Source organism: Variovorax sp. P5_A3, from assembly GCF_056400665.1.
Genome location: NZ_JBFUKW010000019.1, coordinates 13,445 through 36,260 on the forward strand (window position 1 = coordinate 13,445; position 22,816 = coordinate 36,260).

Below are 22,816 nucleotides of genomic sequence, written 5' to 3' on the forward strand. Positions count from 1 at the left end.
GTCAAACTGGCACTCGTCATAGCGCCTTTGGGGGATGGGGAAGATTCCTCAGTCGTCGTGGGTATCGTGCGTGGCGGACGCGCCGAGGCGCCAGTAGCCTGCTGCCTTGACCCACTTGGGATTTGCACCGCGCTCGCCGACAAGGTGCGCCCGGAGCGCCTTGGCCGCCGTCGATTCGCAGGCGACCCAGGCGTGGAAGTCACCATCTGGCAATTTCAGTTGGCGCAAGGCGTCAAGCAACGGCGTGCCGGCGCCCGGCTCGGCACCGCCGCGGTGCACCCATCGCAGATCGAGGTCGGCGGGCGATTCGAACGCGATTTCGTCGGCCGCGTTGTCGATCTCGGCGAGCACCACAACCCGCGCGTCAGGCGGCAACTCGGCCAGTCGACGAGAAATCGCGGGGAGCGCGGTGTCGTCGCCGATCAGCAGGTGCCAGTCGAACGCGGTCGGAATGATGAAGGATCCGCGTGGCCCGCCGACGCCGAGCATGTCGCCCGGCTTGGCCGCCTCGGCCCATTGGGTGGCCGGGCCGGCGTCGTGCAGCGCGAAGTCGATTTCGAGCGTGCCGGCTTCGGCGTCGTAGCGGCGCGGTGTGTAGTCGCGCATGGCCGGCTTCTGGCCGCCGGGCCAGACGGGGCCGTCGGGACTGACGCTCGGCACGATCAGGGCGTCGGTCTTCGCGTCGGGGAAGAATATCTTGGCGTGGTCGTCGAATCCCGGGCTCGTGAAGCCTGCGAGTTCGTCGCCCGAGAGCGTGACACGGATCAGGTGGGGGGTGATGCGCTGTACCTCTTGAACTTGCAGCTTGCGAAAGCGCAACTCGTGCCGCACGCGGCGCGGCAGGCGGTCAGGGGTGGATGTGGAAAGGGTCGAGGGTTCGGTCATGGATCTAGATGCGTTCCAGTTGTTGGGCGGCGCTGTCGAGCACCGCGGCGAATTCGTGGGCTTGTTGTTCGGTGAGGGGTTCGCGCGCAAGGCGCATGCGCATCGCGAGCTTGAGGTTCTCGATGGCGCGGATCACCTGCGGCGGCCGGCCGGCGCGTGGGCCGGCACCGTCGACGCCGCCGTCCATGCGGGCCATCATTTCGTCGGTCGTTTCGCGGTTGGCGGCGAGGAAATCCCTGCCGCCGTCGGTGACCGTGTAGCGCTTGCGTCCGCCGCCATCGGCGGTGTCGACGCTGACGTAGTTGAGCTCTTCGAGCAAGGTGAGCGTGGGGTAGACGATGCCCGGGCTGGGGCTGTAGCGGCCGCCGAGGCGTTCCTCGATGGCCTTGATGAGTTCGTAGCCATGGCTCGGCTTGTCGGCAATGAGTTGCAGCAACACGAAGCGCAGGCCGCCATGGCCGAACACCCGTCCGCCGCTTCCGCGTCCGCCGTGCGGTCTGCCACGATGTTCGCCACCACCGCCCATCCCGTCGCCGTGTTCACCGCCCAGTTTGCCGTGTAGAAAGTGCTTGAAATCTCGCATGAAATGTCCTTTGATGACGTTATCTGATTTGTTAAAGATATATCTAAATAGTGTCGAAGTCAAGCGAGGCGTTGGGTGTCGTCGCGCGCGGAGCAGTGCGTGAACAGCCCGCGCCACGCCTACGTCGCGCGCATCAACCGCGTGATCGACCACATCGACACTCACCTCGCCGAGCCGCTGGATCTCGCGCGTCTGGCGGCGGTCGCGCACTTTTCGTCCTGGCATTTCCATCGCGTCTTCCAGTCGATGACGGGCGAAACGCTGGCCGATCGCGTGCGACGGCGTCGGCTGGAAGTGGCGGCTGCGCGGTTGTTGCTGGTGCCGCCAGAGCCGGTGCTGTCGATCGCGCTCGATGTCGGTTTCGGATCGGCTGCGGTGTTCACGCGCTCGTTCAGCGGGCATTTCGGCGTGACACCCACCGCCTGGCGTCGTGGCGCGTTCCGGGCGTGGGCGGAGGCCCGCCGCATGCAACTTGGCAAGATTCATCAAGCCGACCGCAACCGCCATCAAGCGGTCGCCGAGGCCTTCCTGCACGATGAACGTTCCTGGCCTGTGGGCCAGGTTCCTCAAACTCCGGATTCAGGAAACGGACAGATGAAAGTCGAGATCAAGTCAATCGCACCGGCCCGCGTGGCCTACATGCGGCAGGTGGGACCGTACGGCAGCTCCGAGATCACGCGGACCTGGCAGCGCTTCGCGGCCTGGTGCGCGCAGAAGGGATGGATGCAGCCGCGTCGCGTGATGTACGGCATCAGCCACGACAACGCGGACGTGACACCGCCCGAAAGGTGTCGCTATGACGCTTGCATCGAAGTCGACGCCGATTTCCGGCCCGAGGGCGAAATCGGCGTGCAGACGCTGCGCGGGGGGCGCTTTGCCTGCGTCGCATTCGCGGGCACGGCATCCGAAATCCACGCGGCATGGGTCAGGCTGTGCGACTGGCTGCCCGACAGCGGCTATCAAGCAGATGACGCACCGCCGGTCGAGGTCTACGGCAAGGATTTCGCCATCGACGAGAAGACGGGCGCCTTCACCTGCGAACTGTGCATGCCGGTGAGGGCGTTGTAGGCGCCGCGGTCAAGTCCTGTGTCGGCGAAGCCCATTGCCAGCGCAACATTGAAAACCTAGGGTTAACCCCTAAAATAAGGGCTATGACCTCTTCGACCTGGTATTTCGCCCGCAACCCCAAGTTCACCGACGCCTTCGAGCGTGACTTGGCGAACAACGACGCCCAGCACATCGGCCGCGACGAACCCTCGGGTTCCTTGACGAAGGCCCTTGCCAACGGCCTTCGCGCCGTGGCCCGTGCCGTCCGTTTCCTCCGCGCTTCGGCCCAGCAGCCAGTCATCGGCATCAAGGCCAGTTGAGCGGCAACGCGCCAACGAAAGAGCCCCTCGACGAGGGGCTATTTTTTTGGAGTCGACTCACCGATTCATCGGCCCGGCATGTCCTTGACGGAATAGCCCAGGCTCACAGTCGCGTCCTCCGGGATCGGCGGCATGGTCGCGTTCCAGGCCAACCAGGCTTCACGCATCGCGGAGAGACGCTCGGGTTCCTTGTGAGCCTGGTTGGCACGCTCGCGTTCGTCGGCCGGGATGTTGAAGAGGTATTCGTTGCCGTCGACCTGGAGGTATTTCCAGTCGCCGTCGCGCAACGCGCGCTGGCCCCGGTGGTTCATGCGCCAATGCAGGGGCCGCGAAAAGGCATGCGCCGCATCGCGCAGCACCGGCATCAGCGAAACACCGTCGAGCGGGTAACGCGGATCCGCCGCCACGCCCGCCGCCTCCAGCATGGTCGCCGACCAGTCCATCGTCATGCAATGCTGGGCACACTCGCCGCCCGCGCCGATGACTTTCGGCCAGTGCGCGATCCACGGCACGCGGATCCCGCCCTCCGTCAGGTCCATCTTGCCGCCGACGAGCGGCCAGTTGTCGGAGAAGCGCTCGCCGCCGTTGTCGCTCGTAAAGACGACGAGCGTGTTGTCCGCCATGCCGTGTTTCTCCAGCGCCGCCATGATCCAGCCGATGCCTTCGTCCATGTGATGGATCATGCGGCGATAAGTGTGGATGTTGCCGCCTGCGAGGTCGAACAAGTTGTTCTTCACGGCCGGCGCCTTCGCCGCGTCTTCGCGCGTTTCCCACGGCCAGTGCGGCGCGGTGTAGTGCAGGCTCAGGAAGAAGGGGGCGTCCTGCTTCGCCATGCGCTCCACGTAGTCGACGGCGCGTCGCGATAGCAGGTCCGTGAGGTAGCCCTCCTGCTGGCAGTCTTCGTCGCCGCTCCAGAGGTCATGCCTGCCGCTGGAATCGCAGTGCGTGAAATAGTCGACCCCGCCCGACATCGGGCCGAAGAATTCCTCGTAGCCCGAGCGCAGCGGACCGAAGGCCGGCGGGAATCCCAGGTGCCACTTGCCGACGAGGGCCGTACGGTAGCCTGCACCGCGCAACAGCGAGGGCAGGGTGGGATGCTCCGGCGGCAGTCCGAGCGATGCGCTGCCGCGGCTCTTGCTGTTGATGGGCTCCTCGGCCGCTCCGCGCAGGCGATATTGGTAGCGCGCGGTGATCATCGCGAAGCGCGTGGGCGAGCATACGGGCGAGTTCGCGTAGCCCTGTGTGAACTTGATGCCCTTGGCGGCCAACCTGTCGAGCACCGGAGCCACGGGTCCGAAGGCGGCGTCCCGGCCGCCGTAACAGCCGAGGTCGGCATAGCCGAGATCGTCGGCCACGATGAAGATGATGTTGGGTTTCTGCATGGCTTGAGTCCTGGTTCACTCCCCTCGCCTCATGCGGGAGCCGGCGACCCCGCTTCACTCTCGATGCGAAACTTCGGCAGGAATTGCGGATATTCACGCTGCATGAATTCGATGAGCCCTTCGCGCACCGTGCACCGCAGGTCGAACGCGAGCGCGGAGGACGCGGCGGTGCAGAGCACCCGGATCTGCATCGTCCGTTCGGTCGCGTCCGTCACGCGCAGGTTGAAGAAGCGGCCGTCCCATTCGGGCGCCGCCTTCACGATGCGCTCCACTTCGGTTCGCAGCGGCGCAAGCGGCATGCCGTAGTCCGCGTACACGAAGACCGAGCCGAGCAACTGCGAATCGTGCCGCGTCCAGTTCTGGAACGGGCGTTCGATGAAGTAGGTGAGCGGCAGGATGAGCCGCCGGTCGTCCCAGATCCGCAGCACGACGAAAGTGCCGTTGATTTCCTCGACACGTCCCCATTCGCCTTCGACCACCAGCACATCGTCGAGGCGGATCGGCTGCGCCAGGGCAATCTGAAGTCCCGCGATGAGGTTGCTGAAAACCGGCTTCGCCGCGAGACCGGCGACGATGCCGATCACGCCCGCCGAAGCCAGCAGGCTGGCGCCGACCTGGCGCGCGCCCGGAAAGGTCATGAGCATCAGCGCGCCGCCCGCGACCAGCAGCACCGAGTTCGCGGTGCGGGCGAGCACGCGTGCCTGCGTCAGGACGCGGCGGGCCTCCAGGTTGTCCCTGATGTCGGACGGATGCTGCTTGACCATCCCTTCTGCGAATCCGCTGACCGCGCTGATTGCGAGCCAGGTGGCGGCCGCGATCAGGAGCAGTCCGTTCAAGTGCCGCACGTTGCCGATGAAGCGCAGGTCGTCGGGCGCCGCCTGCCATATGAGCTGGAGCGCAACCAGCGGCAGGACGATCCTGGCAGCCAGCTTGATGCCGAGCAGCATCGTGTACAGCACCGGCACGGAACGTGTGACGCGCTCGAGCACTATCCCGCCGACGCGGTGGATCAGCAGGGCCAGCGGCACCGCGATCAGCGCGGCGACGAAAGGGCCGAACCACGGGTGGGCGAGCAGTTCCTTGATCATGCGGCGGCTTCTCGAGACTCCTCGGCGAGGGATTGCAGGATGCGTGCCGCGTCGTCGCGCAACTGCGCCGCGATGCCCGTTGCGAGGTCCAGCCGGCGCAACAGCCACGGGGTGATGTTGTTGTCGAAAGGGTCAGGCAGCGGGATCGGGCCGGCGATGGTGGTTGCGGGGGTGCTTTCGGGCATCGCGGGGCCGCTGGTCGGCGCGGTGCCGATCATGGCCTCGATGCGCTGCGACGTGCGTGCCAAGGGCCCTTCGACCTCGGTCGGTGTCAGTCGGTCGCGCCGCAGCACCAGCATCGACTTGACGGCGCTCAACTGCGCCAGCAACTGGTAGCTGTGGGCCTGCAAGTGCTCGAGCGGCTCGAGTGGCGGCTGCACTGCGCGCGGCTCTGACAGCGAGCGCTGCGTGGCCTGCACCAGGGCCGAGAGGCTGTCGTAGGCTTCGCGGCGCGCGAGCCGCCATTCGAGTTCGGGACTGGCGTCCACCGAACGCAACTGGCCGAGGCCGAGTGCGAGCCGCGCGTGACGCGCCTGCGCGGTGAGCACGCGTGCGACGAGCGCCGGGATCTGGCCCCGTTCCCATGACGGCAGCACATAGCAGAAGGCCCACGCCACCGCGGCGCCGATGAGCGTGTCCGCGACGCGCTCGAACAACGCGAAGGTGGTGCTCATGCCGGTGTTCAGCATGTGCGCCTGGACGAGGCCCAGCACAGTGGCCGCGACTGCGGTGATCAGGTAACGCCGCACGGCAAAGCCGTGTGCAATCGCTTGCGCCAGCGTCATCGCAATCAGCAGGGCCAGCGCCGTCGGATGTGCAGCGAGCAGTCCGACTGCGAATACGCAGCCCAGCAAGGTGCCCGCCACGCGACTGTTGCGTCGCTCCAGCGTCTGCGAGAGGCTGCCCCGCAGCACCACCACGATCGTCAGCAGGATCCAGTAGTCATGCGAGCCCCAGGGCATCGCGAGCGCAATGCCGTAACCCACCGCGATGGCGAGCGCGGCGCGGATGGCGTGACGCAGGGGCGGCGCATCCCAACGCCAGAGCGCGAGAAACGGGCGCAACGACCACTCGGTGGGGCTCACGAACATCCGCCAGCTGGCCCGTACCACGGCCAGGTCCGGCTCGATGTCGCCGCGAGCCAAGCCCGACAGGTTCAGCACTTCGTCGTTGATGTGGCCGATGCGGCTCGCCAGGCCGCGGGCCAGCACCGCCGGCGTGGGACCGGTGTAGCCGCCTCTCGGCGCAGCATCCTCGTCGAGATGAATTGCCGCGAGTTCGGGGCGGCGGTCGATCATGGCCGGAGGATGGCGTCCGAGCAGCAGCGCATCGGCCAGCGCCGCCAAGTCATCGGCCAGTTCTTCGAGAATGCGCCGCATCTCGACCAGCGCTGCCGCATGGCCGGGATGCGCCTTGAGGGCGTCGAGATCGAGCTCGCTCGCGAGCAGCAGGTCGCGCAGTTCAAGCACCGTCATCAGCATGCCGGCGAGTCGTTGACGGCGCGGCGTGCGTGGCGACTCCAGCACGATGTCGCGCGTGGCCTGCAACTGGTCGGCGAGCGCTGCCTGTTCGCGCAACAGCCGCCCGAGCATGGATGCGGGCACTTCGCGCACGTCGTCGGATTCGTCCAGCGGCGTGAACTGGCAGGCCTCGGTGCGCATCAGCGCGGCCAGCGACAGCAGCAGGTCGGCCATCGTCTGTGCGCGGTAGCGGGCGTTCAGAAGAAGGTTGGCGAGCGTCGCGTAGATGACGTAGAGCGCAGCGCCGAGTCCGAAGTGCAGGGTGCGCAGCACGGCCTCGTGCATGTCGGTGGGCGTGGGCGTCGCCATCGAGAAGATCATGGAGAACATGACCGCGATGGCGATCGGGATGCCCCGCTTGCCCCACGCCATCGCCAGGAAGGCAAAGAAGGTTGCCGGCACGAGCAGCAGGCCAAGGCGCCAGGGCGCGGCATGCAGCAACTGGACGCAGAAGAACAGGGGCAGCCCGATCAGCGGTGCCGGCAGCATCTGGAAGAACTTGCCGCGCCGCGGGGCGGTGAGATCGGGCGGGGCGGTCACGATGACGCCCACGGAGGCTGCCGATGCTGCGAGCGTGCCCAGCCACAGGTGCACGCCGCCTGAGATCAGCAACAGGCCGAATGCGACCGAGACCCCGTTGGCGATGTAGTGGCTGAATGCCACGCGCATCGCGGCGCGGCTTCGCTCGGCGGCCGCGCGGTGCGCCTGCATCACTTGGCCGGAGCGTCGCCCTCGGCGGGCGCGGCGGGTGCCTCGCGGCGGATGCGGGTGAGCTTGCGCTGCGTGGGCGCCTTGTCCGCGGCGCTGCTCGCCGTCTCTTCAGCGTCCTGCGACGCGGTCGCCAGGTCGACGGTGCTGCGCGCGTAGGTGTCGCCGGCCGAAGCCGTGGGATCGACCGCGCGCACGCGGTCGCTGGCGCGCAGCTTGTCGTCCAGACTCGCGAACTTCGAGTACTTGGCCAGCAACGGCACCAACTGGCCATAGATGCGCGGGGCGCCTGCCAGGCACTCGCGCTGTTCGAGGAAATCGGGTTCGCCGGTGAAATTGCCGATCAGCCCACCCGCCTCGGTCACGATCAGCGAGCCGGCCGCGATGTCCCAGACGTTGAGGCCGGTTTCGAAGAAGGCATCGGTGAAGCCGGCCGCCACGTAGGCGAGGTCGAGCGCGGCCGCGCCGGGGCGGCGCAACCCTGCCGCGCGGGGCATCAGGTCGGCCATGATGGCCAGGTATTGCTTGAAGTTGTCGCCCGTGCGGAAGGGGAAGCCCGTCGAGATCAGGCACTCATGCAGGCGGGTGCGCTTGCTGACGCGAAGCCGGCGGTCGTTCATGTAGGCGCCACGACCCTTGGTCGCCGTGAAGAGATCGTTGCGGCTCGGGTCGTAGATGACGGCCTGCTCGATCTTGCCGCGCACCGAGAGCGCGATCGACACGCAGTAGACCGGGAAGCCGTGGATGAAATTGGTGGTGCCGTCGAGCGGATCGATGATCCACACATAGTCCGAGTCCTTGGCGCCGTGCTGGCTGCCGGATTCCTCGGCCAGGATGCCGTGCCCCGGGTAGGCGGTGAGCAGCGTCTCGATGATCGCGTGCTCGCTCGCATGATCGACTTCGGTCACGAAGTCGTTGACCTGCTTCTGCGAAATGCGCACGGCCTCGACGTCGAGGGCGGCACGATTGATGATGGCGCCGGCGGCGCGTGCGGCCTTGACGGCCACGTTGAGCATGGGGTGCAGGTTGGGGGACGACATTGAATTGTGTGAAGAACGATAAAGGGCGAGCGGTGTGTGGATGCGGCCCCCTGGAAAGCGGCCCGGCGATGCGGGCAGCGAGAATCGGGGGATTTTACCGGCTCCGCGCCGGCGGTTCTCCTGATTCCATTTTCCGAGCTTCCATGCGTACCCGATTCATCCTGATCCAGACCAGCCATGCCGGCAATGTCGGCGCCGCCGCCCGCGCCATGAAGACCATGGGCTTCGGCGACCTGGTGCTGGTCGCGCCGCGCTGGGCCAACGTCTTGAGGCGCGAGGAAACCATCCAGCGCGCGAGCGGGGCGCTGGATGTGCTGGCGAATGCCCGCATCGTCGAGACCCTGGACGAGGCGCTGGACGGCGTCACCCACCTGTGCGCGACCGCCATGGTGCCGCGCGACTTCGGCCCGCCGACGCGCACGCCGCGCGAGCACCTGGAGCCGCTGGCCAGGGACGAGGCGCAGCACGTCGCCTTCCTGTTCGGATCGGAGCGCTTCGGCATGCGCAACGAGCACGTCTACCGCTGCAACGTGGCGCTCAGCATCCCCACCGACCCGAAATTCGGGTCACTCAATCTCGGTGCCGCGATCCAGGTGATCGCCTACGAATGGCGCCTGGCCCTCGGCGCCTATGAAGTTCGCGATGCGACGGCGCCGGTGCGCGCCGCCGACGCCAAGGCCGTAGCGGGCATGCTCGACCACTGGGAGCGCTCGCTCGTGGACATTGGCTTTCTGGACCCCGAAGCGCCCAAGAAGCTGATGCCGCGATTGCAGCAACTGTTCAACCGCGCCCAGCCGACGCCGGAGGAGATCCACATCCTGCGCGGCATTGCCAAGGCCATGACCGATGCGGCGCGGGGCGGTGCGAAAACCCCATCCCCTGTACGCGAAGACCCGGGGTTATAGACTGCCCGCCCCATATCGATATAACAACAACCAAGCATGTTCTCGCGGCTGCGTTCCGACATCCAGTGCATCCTCGATCGCGATCCGGCGGCGCGGACGCGCTGGGAAGTACTGACCCTGTATCCCGGCTTCCATGCCGTCGTGCTGCACCGTGTGGCGCACTGGTGCTGGACCCACAAGCTCAAGTGGTTCGGCCGCTTCATCTCGCAAGGCTCGCGCTGGCTGACCGGCATCGAGATTCATCCGGGCGCCGTCGTGGGCGAGCGCGTGTTCTTCGATCACGCGATGGGCGTGGTGGTGGGCGAAACCGCCGAGATCGGCGACGGCTGCACGATCTACCAGGGCGTGACGCTTGGCGGCACCTCGCTTTACAAGGGGACCAAGCGCCATCCGACGCTGGGCCGCAACGTGGTGGTGAGTGCCGGGGCCAAGGTGCTGGGCGGCTTTGTGGTTGGCGACGGCGCCAAGATCGGCAGCAACGCGGTGGTGATCAAGCCGGTGCCTGCCGGGGCGACCGCCGTGGGCATCCCGGCGCGCATCATTCCCTCCAAGGCTGGAGAGAGCGCCGACGTGACGCAGCCGACCGCCAAGTTCTCAGCCTATGGCGTCACGCTGGAGGACGACCCGCTCAGCCAGGCGATGAAGGGCCTGATCGACAGCGCCGCAGGCCAGGAACATCAGATCGCGCTGCTCTGGCAGGCGATCGAGACCTTGTCGACGCAACCCGGCAAGAAGGACTGCGTGCCGTGCGACGCGGCGAAGGATGAGTCGTTCGAGGCCGACCGGCTCACCCAGTTGATCGGGAAATAACTCCCGGTCACATCCCCACGTAGTTGGGGCCGCCGCCGCCTTCGGGCGTGACCCACACGATGTTCTGTGTCGGGTCCTTGATGTCGCAGGTCTTGCAGTGCACGCAGTTCTGCGCGTTGATCTGCAGCCGTTCCTTGCCCGTCGTGGTGTCCGGCACGAACTCGTACACGCCGGCCGGGCAGTAGCGACCTTCGGGTCCGGCGTACTCGGGCAGGTTGATCTCGGTCGGCACGGCCGCGTTCTTCAGCGTCAGGTGCGCCGGCTGGTTCTCTTCGTGGTTGGTGTTGCTGATGAACACCGAAGACAGTCGGTCGAAGGTCAGCTTGCCGTCGGGCTTGGGGTAGGCAATCTTCTTCGATGCCGACGCCCGCTTGAGCCGCTCGTTGTCGGGCTGGTTGCGGTGAATGGTCCATGGCACGCGGCCGCGCAGCACGAACTGCTCGATGCCGGTCATGATCGTGCCGACCGCCAGGCCCTTCTTGAACCACTGCTTGAAGTTGCGCGCCTTCTTGAGCTCGGTGTGCAGCCAGCTCCGCTCGAAGGCGGCCGGATAGGCGGTGAGCTCGTCGTGCTGGCGACCCTGCGTCACGGCATCGAAGGCGGCCTCGGCCGCGAGCATGCCGGTCTTGATCGCGGCATGGCTGCCCTTGATGCGGCTCGCGTTCAGGTAGCCCGCTTCGCAGCCCACCAGCACGCCGCCCGGGAACACCGTCTTCGGCAGCGAGAGCAGGCCGCCCGCGGTGATCGCACGCGCGCCGTAGCTCAGCCGCTTGGGTTCCTTCAGGCCCTTGTCCTGGCCTTCGAAGTACCAGCGGATGTTCGGGTGCGTCTTGAAGCGCTGGAACTCCTCGAACGGGCTCAGGTACGGGTTCTGGTAGTCGAGGCCGACCACGTAGCCGACGATGACCTGGTTGTTCTCGGCGTGGTACAGGAACGAGCCCCCGTAGGTGTCCGACGGCAGCGGCCAGCCTGCGGTGTGCACTGCCAGGCCGGGCTCGTGGCGTGCGGGGTCGATCTCCCACAGTTCCTTGATGCCGATGCCGTAGCTTTGCGGGTCCTTGCCGGCGTCGAGCTTGTACTTGGCGATGAGCTGGCGGCCCAGGTGGCCGCGCGCGCCTTCGGCGAACACCGTGTACTTGCCGAGCAGTTCCATGCCGAGCTGGAAGTTCTCGGTGGGTTCGCCGTCCTTGCCGATGCCGAGGTTGCCGGTGGCGACACCGCGCACCTTGCCGTCCTCGGTGTAGAGCACTTCGGCCGCGGGGAATCCGGGGAAGATCTCGACGCCCAGGCTCTCGGCCTGCGTCGCCAGCCAGCGCACGACGTTGCCCAGGCTCACGATGTAGTTGCCTTCGTTGTGGAAGTTCGGCGGCAACATGAAGTTCGGCACGCGCGTGGCGCCGGTCTCGGTCATCATCAGGAAGGTGTCCTGCGTGACGGGCTGGTTGAGCGGCGCTCCCATCTCTTCCCAGTCGGGCAGCAGTTCGTACAGGGCGCGCGGGTCCATGATCGCGCCGGAGAGGATGTGCGCGCCGGGCTCGGAGCCTTTTTCGAGCACGACGACCGAGATCTCCTTGCCGTGCGTTGCGGCCAGCTGCTTCAGCCGGATTGCGGTCGAGAGGCCGGCCGGTCCGGCGCCGACCACGACCACGTCGTATTCCATGGCTTCGCGGGGTCCGAACTGGGCGAGTATTTCGTCGTGCGTCATGTGGGTCTCGTCGATAATGATTTGAGGGTGCGAGGCACCGCGGTGGGCCGGGCCATTTTATGCGTCGGTTGCATGGGTTCCGGGCCGTCGCTTTGGCGACTCCAACAGGACCTTCCCCATGGCTTACAGCATCGATCTTTCCGGCCGGGTGGCTTTCGTCACCGGCGCATCGAGCGGCCTCGGCGCCCAGTTCGCCAAGACCCTGGCCCGTGCCGGCGCCGCAGTGGTGCTGGCCAGCCGCAGCACCGACAAGCTGAAGGAGCTGCGTGCACGCATCGAGGGCGAGGGCGGCGATGCCCACGTCGTCGAGCTCGACGTCACCGACATCGACAGCATCAATGCCGCCGTGGCACGTGCCGAGACCGAGGTCGGCCCCATCGACATCCTGGTCAACAACTCGGGCGTGAGCACCACGCAGCGCCTGCAGGAGGTGTCGGGCGACGACTACGACTTTATCTTCGACACCAACGTCAAGGGCAGCTTCTTCGTCGCGCAGGCAGTGGGCAAGCGCATGCTCGCGCGTGCCAAGGGCGCGGCGCCGGGCACCTACATCGGCGGGCGCATCATCAACATCGCCTCGGTGGCGGCGCTCAAGGTGCTGCCGCAGATCGGCGTCTACTGCATGAGCAAGGCGGCGGTGGTGCAGATGACCAAGGCCATGGCATTGGAGTGGGGCCGCTTCGGCATCAACGTCAACGCCCTGTGCCCGGGCTACATCGTGACCGAGCTCAACGAGGAGCACTGGGTGACCGACGGCGGCCAGAAGCTGGTCGGCATGCTGCCGCGCAAGCGGATCGGCAAGCCCGAGGACCTCGACGGGCTGATCGTGCTGCTCGCGAGCGGGCAGAGCCATTTCGTCAACGGTGCGGTGATCGCGGCGGACGACGGTTTCGCACTTTGAAGCGGCACACCCTTCAGCGATTGACTGAGAGCTGACCTAGGCCGGACGCAGCACGATCCGCGCCTCGAAGCCGGTCGCGGCGCCGCTGGGCGGCGATGTGAGATCGAGCCGCGCGCCCAGCTTCTCGACGATCGTGCCGACGATGGACAGCCCCAGCCCATAGCCCGCGCGATCCGATCCGTGCCGCACGTGGCGCTGCTGCAGCGTGCGCAATTGATCCGCGCTGACGCCGGGGCCGAAATCGCGCACCGACAGCGTGCAGGGTTCCGTCACCTCTATCACCACGCGGCCGCGGCCATAGCGCAGCGCATTCTCGACAAGGTTGCGCAGGGCGATCGCCAGGGCGTCCACATCGCCGAGCGCGATCGGCGGTTCGTAGTCCGGCACCTTCAGCGCCAGGCGTTCGTTCACGCGCGGGTCCTGCCAGAACTCCTGGGCGACTGTGCCCGCAAGCTGGACCAGATCGATCCGCGCGCGCGTCAACGAGGCCCCGGATTCGGCCCTGGACAACTGCAGCAGCTTCTCGGTGCGATGCCCGAGCATCTGGAGCGCCTCGAGCGCAGCCAGAACCTCGTCGCGCTTGAGATCGTGTTCCAGCGCCGTTTGCAGGCGCACTCGCGCGGCCGCGAGCGGCGTGCGCAGTTCATGCGCCGCATTGGCCGCCAGCGCCCGCTCGACGTCGAGCGATTGCGAGAGTCGTTCGAGAAGCTGGTTGACATGGTCGCCGACCGAGCGCAGTTCCTTGGGCAGCCCGGGGAGCCGGATCGGACGCAGGTCGGTTCCGCTGCGCTGCTCGATCTCGCCGGCCAGTTGCTGCAGCACGCGGAGCTCGGTGCGTGCCACGTTGCGCAGCACGAGCGCCAGGACGGGCAACACGGCACCCAGCGGAATGATGAGGCCCAGCAGCGTGCGGTTGAGCGCTGTGCGGCGCTCGTCCAGCGGATCGGCGACCTGGAAGAACAGGTTGAGCGAGGGATGCCGCACGGTGTAGATCCGCCAGCGCTCGGTGTTGGAGAAGCCGGGCGCGAGCGGGACATCGAAGGCATCGACGGGCGCCTCCGCCGAACGCAGCAGAACGCGCTCGTGCGTGTCGACCACCTGGTACATCACCGCGTCGGTCGAAAAGAGCTGCGGCGGCGCGATCAGCGGGGAGGGCGCATCGGGGTTCTGGAGCCGCAGCTTGCCGAGTTCCTGCACGGCCATGTCGAACATGCGGTGCGAGACTTCCACCAGTTCGTTGTCGAAGTTGTGGTTGATCTCCCGGTCCACATACCAGACCACGCCAAGAACGCACAAGAGCCAGACGCCCCCCACCCAGACGATGAGTGTGCGCGTCAGCTGGCCTGCCAGCGAGTCGCGTCTGCCCAGCGGTTCGAGGCTGGCCTGCCGCAAGAGCTTGAGGTTCATTCGTCGTCGTCGTCCGCGGCGAATGACAGTCGATACCCCAGCCCGCGCAAGGTCTGGATATGGTTGCGGCCGAGCTTGCGCCGCAGGCGGCTGATGAAGACTTCGAGCGTGTTGCTGTCCGCCTCGTCGCCGAAACCGTACAGCGCATCCGCGAGGATTTCGCGCGTGTGGATGCGGTCCGGCCGCGTGGCCATCACGCGCAGCAGCGCCCATTCCTTCTGCGTCAGGGTGACGGGCATTCCGTCCTTGCGGACCATGTCGCGCCCGAGATCGATTTCGAGCGTGCCGAGGTGCAGCACGGGCGAACTGCTGGCACTGCGCCGGCGCTCGACCGCCCGCAGCCGGGCCAGCAACTCGGCGGGGTCGTAGGGCTTGATGAGGTAGTCGTCGGCACCGGCGTCGAGCCCACGGATGCGGTCTGTCACCTGGTCCCGGGCGGTCAGGACGATCACGATCGGGCGCTCGCGCAACGCACGGACGGTGGGCAGCAAGGAGAGACCGTCACCGTCGCCGAGGTGCAGGTCGAGCAGCACTGCCGCGTACTGCACGGCGGAGAGTGCGGCGCGCGCTTCGGCGAGACAGGGCGCCACATCGACGACGAAGGCCTTCGCCTCCAGGTAGCTGCAGACGGCGCTCGCCAGCGCGGTGTCATCTTCGACCAGCAATATGCGCACAGCGCCGTCCTTTCAAAAAGAGGAGTCTAGTGCGGCTTCAGGCTGGGTTCAGGCGGAAAAACTAAGCTGCAGCTTCATGATGCGTTCTGCCGTCCCGCGCTCCGGTCTCCTCGTCCGCACCCTGATCTCGCTGGCCTTGCTGCTCGTCTGGGACGCAGCCGGCCTCGACCTTGCGCTCGCATCCTGGGCGGGCACTCCGACGGGGTTCCCGTGGCGCGAGCACTGGTTCCTGGTCAAGGTGATGCACGAGGGCATGAGGTCCCTGAGCTGGGCCCTGGTCATCGGGCTGTTCGTCTCGATTCGCTGGCCGGTCTGGATCCTTCGACGGTTGACCGCAGGCGAACGCGCGCAGCTTGCCGTGACGACGCTGGCTTCCGTGCTGGTCGTGTCCCTCATCAAGTTCACGAGTTCGACGAGTTGCCCCTGGGACCTTCAGACATTCGGGGGTGCGGCGCAACATGTCTCCCACTGGGCCTGGGGTGTGCGCGATGGAGGCGGCGGCCACTGCTTTCCGGCGGGCCATGCATCCGCCGGATTCGCCTACGTTTGCGGCTACTTCGTGTTTCGTCGACGGTCGCCCGGCATTGCGCGCGTGTGGCTCGCATGCGCATTGGTCGCAGGGCTCGCGCTCGGACTCTCGCAACAGCTTCGCGGTGCCCACTTCATGAGCCACACGCTGTGGACAGCCTGGGTCTGCTGGGCGACGGCCTTTGCCATCGATGCGCTCGTGCAGGCTTCGAGGCGCCGCTCCGGGCAGGAGTCGGTGCGGGCGCCCAGCTGACTTCGACCGGCCGGCGCGGAAACGGAGAGGGGGCGGGCCGACGCCAGCGCTTACGTATCCTTTCCGCAGATGAATGAAACCTGACTGACGCGTTCAGCGACTTTTCAGTCCTGCCGTCTACTCTCGTGATATGTCAGGTTCCCAGGGGCGGTCCACGTCCTTTCTCCAAGATCGGATCTCCCCGGACGCCTCAGGCGCCTCAGTCCGCATTCCCTCGACGGCCCCGGCCGCCGGGTTCATGCAGCCCATCGACAACTGGTTTGCGCGCCCGCGTTCGCCCCGCACGGTCGTCATCTGGCTGAGCCTCTATCTCGCCCTCGCCGCCAACTGGCCGCTGTGGAACGAACTCGCCCGCATCGGCGGCGCGCCCAGCGTGTACCTGCCGACGATCGCGCTCATGGCCTTGCTCACTGTGTGTGGCACCGTGGCCATCCTGTCGCTCACCGCCTGGTCGCGCTGGATGAAGCCGCTCTGGTTCATCGTCGTGGTACTTGCCGCCGTGGTGCAGCACTACATGCTGAGCTATCGCGTGGTGATGGACCCCAGCATGCTGGCGAACGCGGTACAGACCGACCCCGCCGAAGTGCGCGACCTGCTGAGCCGGCGCATGGCGCTCAATGTCCTGCTCGTCAGCGCTTTGCCGGCGTGGGCGCTGTGGCGCGTGCGCATCCAGACGCAGCCCTTGCCGGCGCAGGCATGGCGCAATGCGGTCTTGCTGCTGGCTGCGGCCGTGATTGCCGCGGGAGGCGGCCTTGCGATGAATCGCCAGCTTGCACCGCTGATGCGCAACAACGTCCATCTGCGCTACATGATGAATCCGATGGCGAGCATTTACTCGGCCGCGGCGGTGGCTTTCAAGCCGATGTTCAAGCACACCCGCGAGCTCGTGCCCGTCGCCGGTGGCGCCACGCTGGGCGCCAGCTACGCGGGCCAGGCGAAGCCGCCGCTGTTCGTGCTGGTCGTCGGCGAAACGGCGCGTGCCGATCACTTCGGCCTCAACGGCTACGTACGCAACACCACGCCCGAACTCGCTGCACGGCACGTGCTGAGCTATCGCGACGTGCACTCCTGCGGCACCAACACGCTGGCTTCCGTGCCCTGCATGTTCTCTCCGCTGGGCAAGCGGGGCTTCGAGTCGCGCACGAACGACTACGAAAACCTGATGGACGTGCTGCAGGCTTCCGGCCTTGCGGTGTTCTGGCTCGACAACCAGGCCGGCGGCTGCAAGGGCGTCTGTGACCGCGTGCCCCACGCATCGGCCTTCCAGAATCTCGATTCCAGCGTGCAGAGCGCGCTCTGCGATGGCGACGAATGTCTCGACGACGTGATGCTCAGGGGCCTGGACGAGCGCCTCGCCGCATTGCCTGCCGAGCGGCGAAACAAGGGCGTGGTGCTGGTGATGCACCAGATGGGCAGCCACGGCCCGTCGTACTTCAAGCGTTCCTCGCCCGACGTGAAGCGCTACCTGCCCGAGTGCACGACGAATGCGCTGTCCGAATGCAGCCATGCCGAGCTGCTCAATGGCTACGACAACTCGATTGCCTACACGGACCGTTTCCTCGGCAAGACGATCGACTGGCTCAAGGGGCAGGGCCGGCGTTTCGACACGGCGCTGCTCTACCTGAGCGACCATGGCGAGTCGCTGGGCGAATACGGATTGTTCCTGCACGGCGTGCCCTACGGCTTCGCGCCGGAGGTGCAGAAGCACGTGCCGTTGGTGATGTGGTTCAGCGACGGCATGAAGTCGCGACGCCAGTTGTCGAGGGCGTGCATGGAAGCGGATGTCGATGCGCCGCTCAGCCATGACAACCTCTATCACACCGTGCTCGGCCTGATGGACGTGACCACGCCGACCTACAAGCCCTCGCTCGACGCCCTGACATCCTGCCGCGGCGCGAACGCGAACGGGCTCGCGAGCAGCTGAGACCGAGGCGCGGCAGCCTACTTCTTCTCGCGCGGCAGCCGGCCCATCAGGAAGAACTCCGGGTTCGGCTGCATGCCGCTGAAGCTGGCCATGCGGTTCGAAAGCCCGAAGAACGCCGTGATGGCGGCAATGTCCCAGATGTCCTCGTCGCTGAAGCCCTGCGCATGCAGCGGCGGGAAATCGCTCTCGTCGATCTCGTGCGAACGCTCGCAGACCTTCATCGCGAACTCGAGCATCGCGCGCTGGCGTGGCGTGATGTCGGCCTTTCGCCAGTTGACGGCCACCTGGTCGGCCACCAGCGGCTTCTTCTCGTAGATGCGCAGCAGCGCGCCGTGCGCCACCACGCAATAGAGGCACTGGTTGGCCGCACTGGTGGCGGTGACGATCATCTCGCGGTCGCCCTTGGTGAGCGAACCTTCCTCCTTGAGCATCAACGCATCGTGGTACGCGAAGAACGCGCGCCACTCGGCGGGCCGGCGCGCGAGCGCGAGGAACACGTTGGGCACGAAGCCGGCCTTCTCCTGCACTTCGAGCACCGCGGCGCGGATGTCGTCGGGCAGGTTCTTGAGATCGGCCAAGGGGTAGCGCTCTGTCATGGAATGTCTCCTGGAAATGCGGGCACGAGGCCCATCATCCATCATGGGAACGCCTGTTGCAGGGCGGCTACGCGAGCAACCGGGGCGCCTTCTCGCCGGCCGATGCAATCACCGCGTGATCGCTCTCGTCCTTCAGGTCAATGCCGGTGAGGCCCCGACGCAAGGCTTCGCGCACCAGCCACGCGAGCTTGAAGGCTGCGAGCGGGTAGCTGAGCCCTTGGGGGCGCACATTCGAGATGCAGTTGCGCTCTGCATCATGCCGGCCCCGGCGCGGGGTGTGCGTGATGTAGATCCCCAGGCTGTCGGGCGAACTCAGGCCGGGGCGTTCGCCGATCAGCATGATCGAGAGGCGCGCACCCAACACCTCCCCGATCTCGTCCGCGACCGCGACCCGCGCCTGCGACGCGATCACGATCGGCGTCAGCGACAACTCGGGCGGAAGGTGCTGTCGCAGTGCCGCGAGCAACGGCACGGCATGTCGGCTCACTGCCACCGATGAAAGGCCATCGCCGATCACGATGCAGATGTCCCTGGGCTGGCCGGCCATTGCCTGCAATCGCGACGCATCGTCGGCATCCAGTTGCCGTCCCAGGTCGGGCCTGCGCAGATAGGCCGTCCGGTCGGGCGCGCGGCTGTGAACTCTCGCGACCTCCCAGCCGTCCGCAAGCAGGGAGGCCTCGAGCGTGTCCACATCGAGCGCGGCATGGATTGCATCACGCGCCATCGCATGCGCCCAGCCGAAGCGCAGCACTTCATCGGTCGGCATGCCTGCGCCGGCGCGGCCGAGCGCCAGTCGGGCAGGCGTCGCGCGGCGCCACTCGGCCCACGGGCTCTGGGTGACCGGGTCGTCCTTCATGCGGCGAGCGCCCTCAGGTCGTTCATGCCGGCGAGAAGCAGGTTGGAGGAGGGCGGTCGCAGATGGCCCGCACTGTCGGTGATCTGCATGCGCTGCAACCAGGCTTCGAATTCGGGCGCGCGACGGAGGCCCATCGTCTCGCGCAGGAAGAGAGCGTCGTGGAACGAGGTGCTCTGGTAGTTGAGCATCACGTCGTCCGCGCCCGGCACGCCCATGATGAAGTTGATGCCGGCCGTGCCGAGCAGCACCAGCAGCGTGTCCATGTCGTCCTGGTCGGCTTCGGCATGGTTGGTGTAGCAGACGTCGCAACCCAGCGGCAGTCCCAGGAGCTTGCCGCAGAAGTGGTCCTCCAGGCCTGCGCGGATGATCTGCTTGCCGTCGTACAGGTATTCGGGTCCGATGAAGCCGACCACCGTGTTGATGAGCAGCGGTTCGTAGCGTCGCGCGAGCGCATAGGCGCGCGCCTCGCAGGTCTGCTGGTCGACGCCGAAATTCGCGTTGGCCGACAACGCGCTGCCCTGTCCCGTCTCGAAGTACATCAGGTTCTCGCCAACGGTGCCGCGATGCAGCGAGAGCGCTGCCGCGTGGGCCTCGTCGAGCAGTTCGGGTGTCACGCCGAAGGATCGATTGGTTTGCTCGGTGCCGCCGATCGACTGGAAGACGAGATCGATCGGCGCACCGGACTCGACCAACTTCAATGTGTTCGTGACGTGGGTCAGCAGGCAGCTTTGCGTCGGAATCTCGAAGCGCTGGATCACTTCGTCGAGCATGTGCAGCAGGTCCCCCAGCACGGGCAGGCTGTCGGAGACAGGGTTGATGCCGATCACCGCATCGCCCGCGCCCATCAGCAGGCCGTCGAGCGTCGAAGCCGCCACGCCGCGAAGGTCGTCGGTCGGGTGGTTGGGCTGTAGCCGGACCGACAGGTGTCCCGGCAAGCCGATCGTGTCGCGAAAGCGCGTGACGATGTTGCACTTGCGCGCGACCGCGATCAGGTCCTGGTTGCGCATCAGCTTCGAGGTCGCCGCGACCATCTCCGGCGTCAGCCCTGGCGCCAGTGCGGTGAGGGCGGCGGTGTCCGTTCCTTCGGAAAGAAGCCAGTTGCGGAAATCGCCGACGGTCAGGTGCGACACCGGCGCGAAAGCCTGTGCATCGTGGCCGTCGATGATCAGCCGCGTGATGTTGTCGTTTTCGTACGGAATCAGCGCCTCGGTGAGGAATTGCTTCAGCGGGGTTTCCGCCAGCACATGGCGCGCCGCAAGACGCTGCTGGGCGGTCGCTGCGCCGATCCCCGCGAGGTAGTCGCCCGAACGGGCCGGGCTCGCGAAGGCCATGACCTGCTTCAGGTCGTCGAAATCAAAGACCTGCGATTCGATCGTGGTGCGATAGCGCATCGTGCAAGCAGTCTTCAGACGGTGGTGGAATGCGTCTCGCGGAAGTCGCATGGCCAGCGAGCACTGTACCTGCAACGGCTTGCAAGAGCGGTGCCAGATGGGCGCGATCGCCGGCAATAATGCGCCGTCCATCCATTCAACCAAGGTATCCCCGTGCGATCAGTTCTTTGCGCCGCCCTCGTTTCGATGTTCGTCCTGCCGACCGCCTTCGCGCAGTCCGCGCCCGTGACCAAGCCGAGCGGCCTGGTCTTCCAGTCGATCACGGAGGGCAGCGGCCCGTCGCCCGCGGCGACCGATGTGGTCACGGTGCACTACCGCGGCACCTTCCCGGACGGCAAGGAATTCGACAGCTCCTACAAGCGCGGCAACCCCATCGATTTCCCGCTCAACGGCGTGATTCCGTGCTGGACCGAGGGCGTACAGATGATGAAGGCGGGCGGCAAGGCAAAGCTGACCTGTCCGCCCGCCATTGCCTACGGCACGCGCGGTGCCGGCGGCGTGATTCCGCCCAATGCGACGCTCAACTTCGAGATCGAACTGATCTCTGTGAAGAAGTAGCTCGCCCCCAGGCTCGCGCACTTCGTGTCGCTCTCCACCCCCTGCCGGGGGCAATACCGGTGGCCCGGCCGAGCCGGTTCCGCGGTATTTCTGGGCGAGCAGCTAGAACGGCTGGAATTGGTAGAGCCAGGTTTCCGACAGGGTCTGGTCGCCGTTCTTCAGGTAGAGCCGCATGTCGACGGGATCATTGCCTTCGGCCGTGAAGTCGAACTGCGCACGCCAATGTCCCGGCACGCCGTTGGGCACGGCTTCGGCAAAGATGTACGAGAACTTGCCGCGCGAAGCCGACAGCACCAGCTCGGGCTTGACGCCGAAGGGCAGCGATTCGAGCGGCTTGCCGATGAACTCGACCATGAACTTGCGCACGCCCGGCGGGCGCGGCTGCCCGGGCTGGCCGCCGCGCCCGATGCGCGTGGCGATGGTGCGCGCCAGCGGCGACGGGAAGGGCTCTTCCGCGGTCCAGTGAAGCCGGTACTTCAGGCTGTAGCTCGACCCGGCAGTGGCCGGTGCCTTGGGCACCCAGCAGGCAAGGATGTTGTCGTGGATCTCGTCGTCCGTCGGAATCTCGATGAGCTGCACCGAGCCCTCGCCCCAGTTGCCCAGTGGTTCAACCCACAGGCTGGGCCGTTTGTCGTAGTACACGCCGTCCTGGAAGTGATCGAAGGCGCGGTCGCGCTGCAGCAGTCCGAAGCCGCGCGGGTTCGTGTCGTTGAAGGCCGACGCGCGGGTCTGCGTGGGATTGTTCAATGGGCGCCAGATGCGTTCGCCGGCGCCGTTCCACATCGCCAGGCCGTCGGAGTCGTGCACCTCCGGCCGCCAGTCGATGCCGGTGGGCTTCACCGATTCGGAATACCAGTACATCGAGGTCAGCGGCGTCAGTCCGAAGCGGCCGACATCGCGGCGCAGGAAAAGGCGCGCGTCGATGTCCATCAGGACGGACTTGTCGCGCCGCAGGACGAACTTGTAGGCGCCGGTGATGCTCGGCCCTTCGAGCAGGGCGTAGATCGTCATCGTGTTGGCGGTGTCGGATGCCGGCGGCTCGAAGTAGAAGCGCGTGAAGGTGGGGAACTCCTCCGCACGATCGGGCATTGCCGCGTCCAGTGCGATGCCGCGCGCGGACAGGCCGTACTGGAACAGCTCGCCGATGGCGCGGAAGTACGAAGCGCCAAGAAACGCGGCCCAGTCGTTCGTCTGCCAGGGGAGCTTCTTCTGGTCGCCGAGGCGGCTTTCCTGCAGGCGGAAGCCGGCGAAACCGGCGCCGTCCTTGAGTTGCTTCGCGGGGCTGTCGTCGGGCATCGTGAAGTACGCGGCGTCGTAGACGATCTCGCGTGCGAAACCGTCGTCGCCCGCGCTTTCGAGCACGAACATGTGCACCGGCACCTGAAAGTAGCGCCCGAGGTGGAAGAAGGTCACCGGATACTGGCCGGGTCCGTCCTTGAACAACGCGTTGTCGGTGTTGAACTTGATCTTGCCGTGCGCGTCGTAGTCGATGCGTTCCAGCACGCTGGCCGGCAGCGAGGTGTCGGCGACATAGGGCTTGGCGCCCAGCGATTTCGCCAGTGCAACAAGACGTTCGAAGGAGAAGGGCCTGGGCTGGCTGAGGGTGAGTCCGCCGGCCGCGAAGGCGTCGGCGGGAAGTCCGAGGGCAGCGAGCGCCAATGAGGCGCCGCCGGCGGTAAGGAGTGAGCGGCGATCGATCATGTGGGCCGAATGTTAACGAGGCCCGGCAGGCTGA

General features: G+C 66.5%; 21 protein-coding genes. 8 read left to right on the forward strand and 13 right to left on the reverse strand.

Translation table 11 applies throughout. From position 1 onward, the window contains the following. Positions 1-48: 48 nt before the first annotated feature. Both AC1D3B_RS24730 and AC1D3B_RS24735 read right to left on the reverse strand, forming a co-directional pair. Complete coding sequence (locus tag AC1D3B_RS24730; protein WP_478193321.1) at positions 49-885, reverse strand: siderophore-interacting protein; 837 nt, start codon at positions 883-885, stop codon at positions 49-51. Positions 886-889: 4 nt separating this feature from the next. Further along, entirely contained in the window at positions 890-1,468 is a 579-nt protein-coding gene (locus AC1D3B_RS24735) for a PadR family transcriptional regulator (protein ID WP_478193322.1), read from the reverse strand. 99 nt (positions 1,469-1,567) lie between these two features. Here AC1D3B_RS24735 and AC1D3B_RS24740 point away from each other — a divergent pair, with 99 nt between their 5' ends. Together AC1D3B_RS24740 and AC1D3B_RS24745 are read left to right on the forward strand one after the other, a co-directional pair. After that, positions 1,568-2,536 carry an AraC family transcriptional regulator gene (locus tag AC1D3B_RS24740; protein ID WP_478193323.1) on the forward strand — a complete coding sequence of 323 codons (969 nt, stop codon included), beginning with the start codon at positions 1,568-1,570 and terminating at the stop codon, positions 2,534-2,536. Between the two features lie 83 nt (positions 2,537-2,619). Further along, entirely contained in the window at positions 2,620-2,835 is a 216-nt protein-coding gene (locus tag AC1D3B_RS24745; protein ID WP_478193324.1) for a hypothetical protein, read from the forward strand. Positions 2,836-2,900: 65 nt separating this feature from the next. On the opposite strand, the gene AC1D3B_RS24750 is transcribed toward AC1D3B_RS24745, so the two are convergent. From AC1D3B_RS24750 to AC1D3B_RS24765, 4 genes are read right to left on the reverse strand one after another with little or no spacing between them, the layout of a single operon-like run. Further along, a complete protein-coding gene (locus AC1D3B_RS24750; RefSeq protein WP_478193325.1) occupies positions 2,901-4,217 on the reverse strand; it encodes a sulfatase family protein in 1,317 nt (438 codons plus the stop codon). Between the two features lie 29 nt (positions 4,218-4,246). After that, positions 4,247-5,305: a mechanosensitive ion channel family protein gene (locus tag AC1D3B_RS24755; RefSeq protein ID WP_478193326.1), complete on the reverse strand. Its 1,059-nt coding sequence runs from the start codon at positions 5,303-5,305 to the stop codon at positions 4,247-4,249. Further along, positions 5,302-7,536, reverse strand: a complete 2,235-nt coding sequence (locus AC1D3B_RS24760; protein ID WP_478193327.1) for an FUSC family protein — start codon at positions 7,534-7,536, stop codon at positions 5,302-5,304. Before AC1D3B_RS24760 ends, AC1D3B_RS24755 begins: the two co-directional genes overlap by 4 nt. Then, the gene (locus tag AC1D3B_RS24765; protein ID WP_478193328.1) at positions 7,536-8,573 is read right to left on the reverse strand and encodes an inositol monophosphatase family protein; all 1,038 of its coding nucleotides are present in this window, start codon (positions 8,571-8,573) and stop codon (positions 7,536-7,538) included. Before AC1D3B_RS24765 ends, AC1D3B_RS24760 begins: the two co-directional genes overlap by 1 nt. A gap of 143 nt (positions 8,574-8,716) precedes the next feature. On the opposite strand from AC1D3B_RS24765, the gene AC1D3B_RS24770 reads away from it, so the two are divergent. Both AC1D3B_RS24770 and cysE read left to right on the forward strand, forming a co-directional pair. Further along, positions 8,717-9,478 (forward strand): RNA methyltransferase, encoded by a 762-nt coding sequence (locus AC1D3B_RS24770; protein ID WP_478193329.1) that lies wholly within the window; start codon positions 8,717-8,719, stop codon positions 9,476-9,478. A 36-nt stretch (positions 9,479-9,514) separates the two neighbouring features. Continuing rightward, complete coding sequence (gene cysE, locus AC1D3B_RS24775) at positions 9,515-10,288, forward strand: serine O-acetyltransferase (RefSeq protein WP_478193330.1); 774 nt, start codon at positions 9,515-9,517, stop codon at positions 10,286-10,288. Between the two features lie 7 nt (positions 10,289-10,295). On the opposite strand, the gene AC1D3B_RS24780 is transcribed toward cysE, so the two are convergent. Next, entirely contained in the window at positions 10,296-11,993 is a 1,698-nt protein-coding gene (locus AC1D3B_RS24780; RefSeq protein WP_478193331.1) for an electron transfer flavoprotein-ubiquinone oxidoreductase, read from the reverse strand. 118 nt (positions 11,994-12,111) lie between these two features. Between AC1D3B_RS24780 and AC1D3B_RS24785 the strand changes: the two genes are divergently transcribed. After that, on the forward strand, positions 12,112-12,894 hold the full coding sequence (locus AC1D3B_RS24785; protein ID WP_478193332.1) for an SDR family oxidoreductase: 783 nt from the start codon (positions 12,112-12,114) through the stop codon (positions 12,892-12,894). A gap of 36 nt (positions 12,895-12,930) precedes the next feature. Here AC1D3B_RS24785 and AC1D3B_RS24790 read toward each other — a convergent pair whose 3' ends face one another. Together AC1D3B_RS24790 and AC1D3B_RS24795 are read right to left on the reverse strand one after the other, a co-directional pair. Continuing rightward, positions 12,931-14,301 carry a sensor histidine kinase gene (locus AC1D3B_RS24790; protein ID WP_478193333.1) on the reverse strand — a complete coding sequence of 457 codons (1,371 nt, stop codon included), beginning with the start codon at positions 14,299-14,301 and terminating at the stop codon, positions 12,931-12,933. Beyond that, positions 14,298-14,975, reverse strand: a complete 678-nt coding sequence (locus AC1D3B_RS24795) for a response regulator (RefSeq protein WP_478193334.1) — start codon at positions 14,973-14,975, stop codon at positions 14,298-14,300. Before AC1D3B_RS24795 ends, AC1D3B_RS24790 begins: the two co-directional genes overlap by 4 nt. A gap of 76 nt (positions 14,976-15,051) precedes the next feature. On the opposite strand from AC1D3B_RS24795, the gene AC1D3B_RS24800 reads away from it, so the two are divergent. Continuing rightward, a complete protein-coding gene (locus tag AC1D3B_RS24800) occupies positions 15,052-15,756 on the forward strand; it encodes a phosphatase PAP2 family protein (protein ID WP_478193335.1) in 705 nt (234 codons plus the stop codon). A gap of 238 nt (positions 15,757-15,994) precedes the next feature. Beyond that, positions 15,995-17,680 (forward strand): phosphoethanolamine transferase, encoded by a 1,686-nt coding sequence (locus AC1D3B_RS24805; protein ID WP_478193336.1) that lies wholly within the window; start codon positions 15,995-15,997, stop codon positions 17,678-17,680. A 17-nt stretch (positions 17,681-17,697) separates the two neighbouring features. On the opposite strand, the gene AC1D3B_RS24810 is transcribed toward AC1D3B_RS24805, so the two are convergent. The 3 genes from AC1D3B_RS24810 to AC1D3B_RS24820 form a co-directional block, all read right to left on the reverse strand. Continuing rightward, a complete protein-coding gene (locus AC1D3B_RS24810) occupies positions 17,698-18,276 on the reverse strand; it encodes a peroxidase-related enzyme (RefSeq protein WP_478193337.1) in 579 nt (192 codons plus the stop codon). 67 nt (positions 18,277-18,343) lie between these two features. Next, complete coding sequence (eutC, locus tag AC1D3B_RS24815; protein ID WP_478193338.1) at positions 18,344-19,132, reverse strand: ethanolamine ammonia-lyase subunit EutC; 789 nt, start codon at positions 19,130-19,132, stop codon at positions 18,344-18,346. After that, positions 19,129-20,523 carry an ethanolamine ammonia-lyase subunit EutB gene (locus tag AC1D3B_RS24820; protein WP_478193339.1) on the reverse strand — a complete coding sequence of 465 codons (1,395 nt, stop codon included), beginning with the start codon at positions 20,521-20,523 and terminating at the stop codon, positions 19,129-19,131. The genes eutC and AC1D3B_RS24820 overlap by 4 nt, the downstream gene beginning before the upstream one ends. A gap of 186 nt (positions 20,524-20,709) precedes the next feature. Here AC1D3B_RS24820 and AC1D3B_RS24825 point away from each other — a divergent pair, with 186 nt between their 5' ends. Continuing rightward, complete coding sequence (locus tag AC1D3B_RS24825; RefSeq protein WP_478193409.1) at positions 20,710-21,081, forward strand: FKBP-type peptidyl-prolyl cis-trans isomerase; 372 nt, start codon at positions 20,710-20,712, stop codon at positions 21,079-21,081. A 102-nt stretch (positions 21,082-21,183) separates the two neighbouring features. Here the strand turns inward: AC1D3B_RS24825 and AC1D3B_RS24830 are convergent, their stop codons facing one another. After that, positions 21,184-22,782, reverse strand: coding sequence for an OpgD/OpgG family glucan biosynthesis protein (locus tag AC1D3B_RS24830; protein ID WP_478193340.1), 1,599 nt, complete (start codon positions 22,780-22,782; stop codon positions 21,184-21,186). Positions 22,783-22,816 lie beyond the last annotated feature (34 nt).

Bases quoted from the DNA above. Each gene is read 5' to 3' on its own strand.
- AC1D3B_RS24730 (WP_478193321.1), bottom strand. From the start codon at position 885: ATGACCGAACCCTCGACCCTTTCCACATCCACCCCTGACCGCCTGCCG.
- AC1D3B_RS24735 (WP_478193322.1), bottom strand. From the start codon at position 1,468: ATGCGAGATTTCAAGCACTTTCTACACGGCAAACTGGGCGGTGAACAC.
- AC1D3B_RS24745 (WP_478193324.1), top strand. From the start codon at position 2,620: ATGACCTCTTCGACCTGGTATTTCGCCCGCAACCCCAAGTTCACCGAC.
- AC1D3B_RS24750 (WP_478193325.1), bottom strand. From the start codon at position 4,217: ATGCAGAAACCCAACATCATCTTCATCGTGGCCGACGATCTCGGCTAT.
- AC1D3B_RS24755 (WP_478193326.1), bottom strand. From the start codon at position 5,305: ATGATCAAGGAACTGCTCGCCCACCCGTGGTTCGGCCCTTTCGTCGCC.
- AC1D3B_RS24760 (WP_478193327.1), bottom strand. From the start codon at position 7,536: ATGCAGGCGCACCGCGCGGCCGCCGAGCGAAGCCGCGCCGCGATGCGC.
- AC1D3B_RS24765 (WP_478193328.1), bottom strand. From the start codon at position 8,573: ATGTCGTCCCCCAACCTGCACCCCATGCTCAACGTGGCCGTCAAGGCC.
- AC1D3B_RS24770 (WP_478193329.1), top strand. From the start codon at position 8,717: ATGCGTACCCGATTCATCCTGATCCAGACCAGCCATGCCGGCAATGTC.
- cysE (WP_478193330.1), top strand. From the start codon at position 9,515: ATGTTCTCGCGGCTGCGTTCCGACATCCAGTGCATCCTCGATCGCGAT.
- AC1D3B_RS24780 (WP_478193331.1), bottom strand. From the start codon at position 11,993: ATGACGCACGACGAAATACTCGCCCAGTTCGGACCCCGCGAAGCCATG.
- AC1D3B_RS24785 (WP_478193332.1), top strand. From the start codon at position 12,112: ATGGCTTACAGCATCGATCTTTCCGGCCGGGTGGCTTTCGTCACCGGC.
- AC1D3B_RS24790 (WP_478193333.1), bottom strand. From the start codon at position 14,301: ATGAACCTCAAGCTCTTGCGGCAGGCCAGCCTCGAACCGCTGGGCAGA.
- AC1D3B_RS24800 (WP_478193335.1), top strand. From the start codon at position 15,052: ATGATGCGTTCTGCCGTCCCGCGCTCCGGTCTCCTCGTCCGCACCCTG.
- AC1D3B_RS24805 (WP_478193336.1), top strand. From the start codon at position 15,995: ATGCAGCCCATCGACAACTGGTTTGCGCGCCCGCGTTCGCCCCGCACG.
- AC1D3B_RS24810 (WP_478193337.1), bottom strand. From the start codon at position 18,276: ATGACAGAGCGCTACCCCTTGGCCGATCTCAAGAACCTGCCCGACGAC.
- eutC (WP_478193338.1), bottom strand. From the start codon at position 19,132: ATGAAGGACGACCCGGTCACCCAGAGCCCGTGGGCCGAGTGGCGCCGC.
- AC1D3B_RS24820 (WP_478193339.1), bottom strand. From the start codon at position 20,523: ATGCGCTATCGCACCACGATCGAATCGCAGGTCTTTGATTTCGACGAC.
- AC1D3B_RS24825 (WP_478193409.1), top strand. From the start codon at position 20,710: ATGTTCGTCCTGCCGACCGCCTTCGCGCAGTCCGCGCCCGTGACCAAG.
- AC1D3B_RS24830 (WP_478193340.1), bottom strand. From the start codon at position 22,782: ATGATCGATCGCCGCTCACTCCTTACCGCCGGCGGCGCCTCATTGGCG.